The organism is Streptomyces sp. NPDC048142, from assembly GCF_043202835.1.
Lineage (GTDB): Bacteria > Actinomycetota > Actinomycetes > Streptomycetales > Streptomycetaceae > Streptomyces.
This window is the reverse complement of record NZ_JBIDBC010000008.1, coordinates 264,473-271,185: the sequence shown is the minus strand read 5'-3', so window position 1 is coordinate 271,185 and position 6,713 is coordinate 264,473. Positions and strand designations below refer to the sequence as shown.

6 protein-coding genes are annotated in these 6,713 nt (G+C 70.4%); all 6 read right to left on the bottom strand.

The window, feature by feature from the left end; translation table 11 throughout:
- Positions 1 to 253: 253 nt before the first annotated feature.
- From ACGF2Y_RS13940 to ACGF2Y_RS13915, 6 genes are read right to left on the bottom strand one after another with little or no spacing between them, the layout of a single operon-like run.
- Entirely contained in the window at positions 254 to 1,054 is an 801-nt protein-coding gene (locus ACGF2Y_RS13940) for an inositol monophosphatase family protein (protein ID WP_392946179.1), read from the bottom strand.
- A 39-nt stretch (positions 1,055 to 1,093) separates the two neighbouring features.
- Positions 1,094 to 2,407 carry a DUF58 domain-containing protein gene (locus tag ACGF2Y_RS13935; protein WP_392946177.1) on the bottom strand — a complete coding sequence of 438 codons (1,314 nt, stop codon included), beginning with the start codon at positions 2,405 to 2,407 and terminating at the stop codon, positions 1,094 to 1,096.
- 12 nt (positions 2,408 to 2,419) lie between these two features.
- Complete coding sequence (locus tag ACGF2Y_RS13930; RefSeq protein WP_392946175.1) at positions 2,420 to 3,448, bottom strand: AAA family ATPase; 1,029 nt, start codon at positions 3,446 to 3,448, stop codon at positions 2,420 to 2,422.
- The gene (locus ACGF2Y_RS13925; protein WP_392946173.1) at positions 3,445 to 4,704 is read right to left on the bottom strand and encodes a DUF4350 domain-containing protein; all 1,260 of its coding nucleotides are present in this window, start codon (positions 4,702 to 4,704) and stop codon (positions 3,445 to 3,447) included. Before ACGF2Y_RS13925 ends, ACGF2Y_RS13930 begins: the two co-directional genes overlap by 4 nt.
- A complete protein-coding gene (locus ACGF2Y_RS13920; protein WP_392946171.1) occupies positions 4,701 to 5,390 on the bottom strand; it encodes a DUF4129 domain-containing protein in 690 nt (229 codons plus the stop codon). The genes ACGF2Y_RS13925 and ACGF2Y_RS13920 overlap by 4 nt, the downstream gene beginning before the upstream one ends.
- A gap of 4 nt (positions 5,391 to 5,394) precedes the next feature.
- Positions 5,395 to 6,606, bottom strand: a complete 1,212-nt coding sequence (locus tag ACGF2Y_RS13915; protein WP_392946169.1) for a hypothetical protein — start codon at positions 6,604 to 6,606, stop codon at positions 5,395 to 5,397.
- Positions 6,607 to 6,713: the final 107 nt, after the last annotated feature.

The following is a 6,713-nucleotide window of genomic DNA, read 5'->3' as shown; positions in this document are numbered from 1 at the left end:
CAGGGGGGACCCTGTGGGAGAGTAGGACGCCGCCGAACAATTTTTCCGGGAAAGCCCCGCACCTTTTGGTGCGGGGCTTTTCTGCGTTCCCGGGCCCTTTTTCCGTGTGGTCCGGGGGCTACACCGGGGTGACCAGACGGGTCGAGATCGGCGTGGAAGGCGCCCACCGACCCGGAGCGCGATGCCAAGCTCGATCGGACAGAGCATGTTCTGGACCGCTTTCCGCTAATCCGGCTGAACCTGTGTGGGCAGATCACAAACGTCGGCTGCGAATCATCGACATCAGCAGCCCGTGGGTCTCGGCGTCAGCGGCCATCACAAGCCCGTGGCCTGCCTGTCCGACAGGGGCGCCGTCGATCCCGGTGACTACGCAGCCGGCGGCCCGGCACACGGCGATGCCGGCAGCGAAATGCACGCTCCCGGAAAGGTCACCGCCATCGGTGACGTACGCGGCGCGCTTGCCGGCCGCGACCCAGGCCAACGCCAGCGTCGTAGACACGGCCCTCGGCCGGAACCGCTCGACGAACTCGGGGTGGGCCAGCAGGTCCACAGCCCGAAATCCGTGCGCGTGCGGGAACGGAGGATCCAGGTTGACGTCCACCAGCCGGGTGGCGGGCGTGGGCACCAGCCGCTCATCAAGCCCACCGTGCCGCACCCAGGCGGTCTCACCGTCGGTGAAGAAAACCTCGCCGCTGAACGGGTCGGCCACCGCAGCCGCCCCGTTGCGCAGCGCCACATTGACGGCGACCAGCATGTTGCCGACGGCGTAGTTCAGCGTGCCGCACAAGGGATCCACCAACCAGTGGCGCACAGTGTCGGCCGCACCCTGCTGCCCGCCTTCCTCACCGAGAACCGCGTCACAGGGCCGGGCAGCACGGATGACGCCGAGGATCGCCTTCTCAGCCTCCACATCGGCGGCGGTTGAAAAGTCCCCGCCGCCCTTGTCGACGTGGGTGAGCCGCTGACCGTACATATTGCGCACTACTTCCGCGCCGGCGCGTGCCCCAGCTATCGCAACCTCAGCATCGCCGGAACCGGCGTATGAGTTGATCATGCCGTGCAGATTATCGAGCCGACAGCCGCCTTGGATCTTTCAGAGGCGGCCGGCGGCCTTCAGGGCCAAGTACGTATCGGCAAGCGAGGGAGCGAGGTTGTCCGGGGTGGCGTCCACGACGACCACGCCGTGGCGCCGGAGCCTGTCGGCCGTGCGGCGCCTGTCTGCCTGGGCCTGACCGGCGGCCGCCGCGTCGTACACCGAGTCAACCGTTCCCCGGCCGCTGGCCATTTCCTCGATCCGGGGGTCGGAGACCGCGGCCAGCAGCACGGTGTGGCGCTGAGTGAGTTGAGGCAGCATCGGGAGGAGCCCCTCCTCGATGGGGGCGGCTTCCAGCGTCGTGAGGAGAACGATCAGCGAACCGCGGGGGGCGTCGGTGAGGGCGGCATTGCTGAGGCCGCGGGCATCCGTTTCGATGAGTTCGGGTTCCAGCGAGGTCAGCGAGTTGATGACGGCGGCCAGAACATTTCCCGTGGCCGTCCTGCCTGGGACCCGGGCTCGGACCTGACGGTCGTAGGCGAGGAGGCCCACGCGGTCGCCCGCCCGGGTGGCGAGCGCGGTGAGGAGGAGCGTGGCGTCCATCGCGGCGTCCAGACGGGGGACGTCGCCCACCCGGCCCGCAGAGGTGCGCCCGGTGTCGAGGACGATCAGGATGTGCCGGTCACGCTCGGGGCGCCACGTCCGGACCGCTACGGTGGACTGGCGTGCGGTGGCGCGCCAGTCGATGGAGCGGGTGTCGTCCCCGGGCACGTAGGCCCGCAGACTGTCGAACTCAGTTCCTTCACCGCGTGTCAGAACGCTGGTGCGGCCGTCGAGTTCCCGGAGCCGGGCGAGCCGGGAAGGCAGATGCTTGCGACTGGTGAACGGAGGCAGCACTCGTACGGTCCATGGGGCTCGGTGTTGCCCTTGGCGTGCGGCGAGGCCGAGTGGGCCGTAGGAGCGGATCGTAATGCGTTCCGCCCACCGTTCGCCGCGACGTGTCGGGCGCAGAACGGTGGTCAGGCGTCGCTGTTCCCCGGCGGGGATCGTCAGCGTGTGACGGGAAGCGCGGCGTTCGGTGCCCGAGGTCCAGCTGCTGGGGGGCCAGGCATCCCGCAGCTGGGCGCGCAGACGCCGGCGCGAGGTGTTGGTTACTGTCAGTTGCACTTCTGCCGCGTCACCGAGTCGAACGGATGTATCACCGGATCGAGTGAATCGAAGCGTGCGCACTGGCGCGGCCAGGGCGTAGTCACACAGAATTGCGAGTGAGAGCGGGACGTTGACCGCGAGCATCCCGGTCCAGCTAGGAGCGAGGATGCCTACGGGGAGTGACCCCAGGGCGGCCAGCAGCGCGGTACGTCCGGTGAGGGCCATATGGTCACCGCCTCATCGGGGTACGGGGACGTGGGCGAGCACTGAGGCGATGACGGAGTCCGGGGTGACTCCTTCCATTTCCGCCTCGGGCCGCAGGTGGATGCGATGACGGAGCGTGGGGAGCGCCAGGGCCTTCACATCGTCGGGGATGACATAGTCCCGGCCGGTCAGCCAGGCCCAGGCGCGGGCGGTCGACAGCAGTGCGGTGGTGCCTCGGGGGGAGACGCCGAGGGCGAGCGAGGGGGATTCGCGCGTGGCACGGCAGATATCCACGACATAGCCGGCGATCTCGGGGGAGACGGTCGTCTTCGCGACGGCTTCGCGTGCCGCTTCCAGATCGGCTGGACCGGCGACGGGCCGTATCCCGGCGGCCTTCAGGTCGCGTGGGTTGAAGCCGTCTGCGTGGCGGGTGAGGACGTCGATCTCGTCCTGCCGCGAGGGAAGCGGAACCGTCAGTTTGAGCAGGAAGCGGTCCAGTTGGGCTTCGGGGAGGGGATAGGTGCCTTCGTACTCGACGGGGTTCTGGGTCGCGGCAACGAGGAAGGGGTCAGGCAGTGGACGCGGCGTTCCGTCGACGGTGACCTGCCGTTCCTCCATCGCCTCGAGAAGGGAGGACTGGGTTTTGGGAGGGGTGCGGTTGATCTCGTCGGCGATCAGCAGGTTGGTGAAGACGGGGCCGGGCTGGAAGGAGAACTCGGCGGTGCGCGCGTCATAGACCATTGAGCCCGTGACGTCGCTGGGCATCAGATCGGGGGTGAACTGGACCCGCTTCGTGTCGAGTTCGAGCGAAGAGGCGAGCGCACGCACCAGCAGGGTCTTGGCCACGCCGGGCACGCCCTCGAGGAGTACGTGACCCCGGCAGAGCAGCGCGACGACGAGTCCGGTGACGGCGGGGTCCTGGCCGACGACGGCCTTGGCTATCTCGGAGCGCAGAGCCTCCAAGGACGCGCGGGCGCTGTCGGACGGCTCCGGTTCCGCGGGCGTCACGGGAGCCGCAGCGGGCACCGTGGGCTTGGCCGGCTCGGGGGTCGGGGCGCTCATGAAGTGCGTGTCTCTCTTTCGAGGGCGTCGAGTTGATCGGCGAGGAGGACCAGGGCGGCGTCGGTGGAGGGAGCCGTGCCGAAGAGCAGGTTGCTGAGGTCGTGGTCCGGGGCGGTGATGCGTGCGGACAAGGCGGTGAGGAGGACGTCGGGGGTGTGCGCATCACGGGCGGGCACTCCGGCGAGAGGGGCGATGCGTGTGCGGGTGGCGGCTCGGAGGGCGTCGGCGGCCCGGTCGCGGGCGTTGGCCTTGCGGTAGAGGAGAGAGCGGCCTTCGGCGGATTCGGAGGCGCGGATGGCTACCGGCAGCTGCTCTGTCACCAGGGGGCCGAGTCGGCGGGACCGCCAGACGGCGGCGAGGACTGCGGCGAGCGTGAGTTGAAGCGTTCCCCACAGCCAGCCGGAGGGGACGAGGTCGAGGAAGTTGCTCTCCTCGGCCGCGTCGGTCGTGTCGTCCCTCGCTCCGCCCTCCGACTGTTCCTCGTTCCCGCCGCCGGGGGCGTGGTCATCGGCTGTTGCGGATGGATCGGTGAGAGAGGGGAGGTACCAGACGAGATGGGGACGGGAGCCGAGGAGTTGCAGGGCGAGCGAGGCGTTGCCCTGCTTGTCGAGACGCTCGTTGTGGAGAAAGTCGGGGGAGCCGAGGACGACGGTGTCGCCGCTCGTCCCGGTCGGGAGGACGACCAGGCTGGGAAGGCCTGCGACCGGGTAGCAGGTGACGGTGCCGGGGTCCTGCGTCGTGTAGCGGGTGCCGCCCAGGTCCGCTGTGCCGGCCCTGCGGGCGGCGGGGAGCTCGCACGACGGGGCGAGGGCACTGACGGCGTGGTGCGGCTCGGCGCGGACGCCGGGAGCGAGCCGGGCGGTGGCCGCCGGGCCAGGGGCGATCAGCAGGGTGCGTCCTGCGGAGGCGGAGGCCGCCGCTTCCAGCCGGAGCTGCTGCGGCCGTGTCAGAAGGTTAGGGCGTGCGACCAGAAGCGTGGTGTCGGGGCCGGTCGCGGTGGTGGCTTCGTCGAGGGTGGTGGCGACGGTGACGGATATGCCGCGTGTCTTGAGGAGTTCGGCCACGGCGCGGCTGCCCTTGGGGTCCGCGGAGCGGGGGTCGAGCTGTCCGTAGTGAGTTCCGGAGCGTACGGCGGCGAACGTGATGCCGGCGACGACAAGGATGAGGACGGCGGCCAGGATGCCTCGGGCGCGGGTCCAGATCTGGCCAGGGGTGCGCGCCGTCGAGGTGGGGGAAGCGGTGGTCGCCGCGGTCATCCGGTGGCTCCTCGGGAGGTTCCGGGCAGCAGCGGCTTTGCCTCGTCCAGTTCGAGGTCGAGGGTGCGCAGGGACAGATACGCCGACTGGTCCGCGGTGCGGCCGCCGTATGTCACGTCGTCGAAGCTCCGGGCGGCGGCGTGCAGCCGGGTGGCGTGCTCGGGCAGGGTACGGGCCGCTTCGGCCGCGGCTTCGTCGGCGGTGCGGCCGGGACGTGGGTCGAGCAGGGCACGTTCCTCCAGGGATCGGACGATGGCACGCATGCGTTCCTGGACGGCATCGGTCCAGCGCAGGGCCGCAGCGTGGGTTTCGGCTGCGGCGCGGTGCTGGGCCGCGCTGCGGGGGCCGTCGCTGTCGAAGAGAGTGTCCGCACTCCGGGAGGAGCGTTGCGGGGTGCCGAGCCGCCACCGGAGAGCGGCGGCAAGGCCGATGACGATGACGACCAGGACGACGAGTCCGGCCGGGCCGCCGGGAGCGGCGTCCGCGGTGGCGTCGAACACTCCGGCGACCCAGTCCCAGAACTGGTTCAGGGCGCGCTGGAGGAAGTTCGGGTCGTTCTCGTGGTACATCGGCTTGGACAGCTCGCTCTCGGCCGCCTCCCGTGCGGGGAGACGTGGAGTGTCCACGGGTATGTCGCCCGCTGCGCTGTCCTGCCGTGCTGTGGTGATGCCCGCCGCCCCCGACACCGCATCAGCTCCTGGGGGTGTCGGCGCCGTAGCCGGGCAGGCCGGCGGCCCGTGCGAGGTCGAGGTCCAGGGCTTCGCGGCGGATGCGCTGGTCGACGTAGAGGAGGGCCATGACGCCGGCGACGAAGGGGTAGATCAAGGTCGAGACGATCACTTCGCCGATGCCGGTGATGATCAGGAAGGGCCAGCCGAAGGAGGGGGAGGTGCTGCTGAAGAAGTCGCTGACCTCGGTTCCGTCGGCGATCACGGCGATGATGCCGAACGGAATGGAGACGAGGAACGCCAGCAGGAACGTCAGCAGCCAGGTCAGTGCGAGGATCCCGAAGGTGCGCCACCAGGCGCCGCGGACCAGCTTCGCCGACCTGCGCAGCGCGGCCACGATGTTCTGTCGTTCCAGCATCAGTGCGGGGGCGGCGAGGGCGAAGCTGACGTTCAGCCAGAGCATCACGACACAGGCGGCGGCGAAGCCGAGGAAGGCGAGTGCCGCTCCGGCCTCGGAGCCCAGCAGCAGACCGGGGCCCACGCCCACGGTCATGATCGCGGCCATGATGAAGGCCACCAGCAGGGTCAGCCCGAGCAGCGGGAGGATCCGCGGACGGGCCTCGGCCCAGGCGTCGGAGAGCGTGGTGGGACGGCCCAGCACGGAGCGGCTGATGACCACGGTGACGATCGACGCGGTGAAGAGCGTGGCGATCATCGTGACGAGGGAGGCCGGGGCCAGGGCGATCAGTGTCGAGCGGGCCGAATCGGCGGTCTGGCGGAGGGCCTCGGCGCCGGTGGCGTTCGGGTCGACGGAGGTCGGCTTCGGCAGCAGATAGCGCTGCATGAGGGTGACGCAGATCTGGGTGACCACCGAGACCGCGAGGCTGAAGCCGAGTGCGGTACGCCAGTGGGCGCGCAGGGCGGACACGGAGCCGTCGAGGATTTCGCCGAGGCTCAGGGGGCGCAGCGGAATGACGCCGGGCTTCGCGGCCGGCGGCGGTCCTGCCCAGCCCTGGCGCTGCGGGCCGCCACCCCAGCCGGGTGCGGGCGGCGGTGCTCCGGGGCCGCTGCCGGGGTTGCTCGGTGGGGACCACTGCCCGGGGGGCGGCTGTTCGGGGGACCACTGTCCCGTCGGGCCGCTTCCGTCCTGGGGGCCGGAGGGGCGGGGAATCGCCGTCTCCTTGCCGTCGGAGGGGGCAGATCCGGGCGACGCCCAGCCCGGAGAGTCGTTCATTCTCGCTCCTTCACCGTCCTGACCGCTCATCGGGGCGGCAGGTTGGCAGCCATCGTGCCACGCGGCGGCCCGGGGCGGACCAGCCGCTCTGTCTCCTTCGCGCGTTC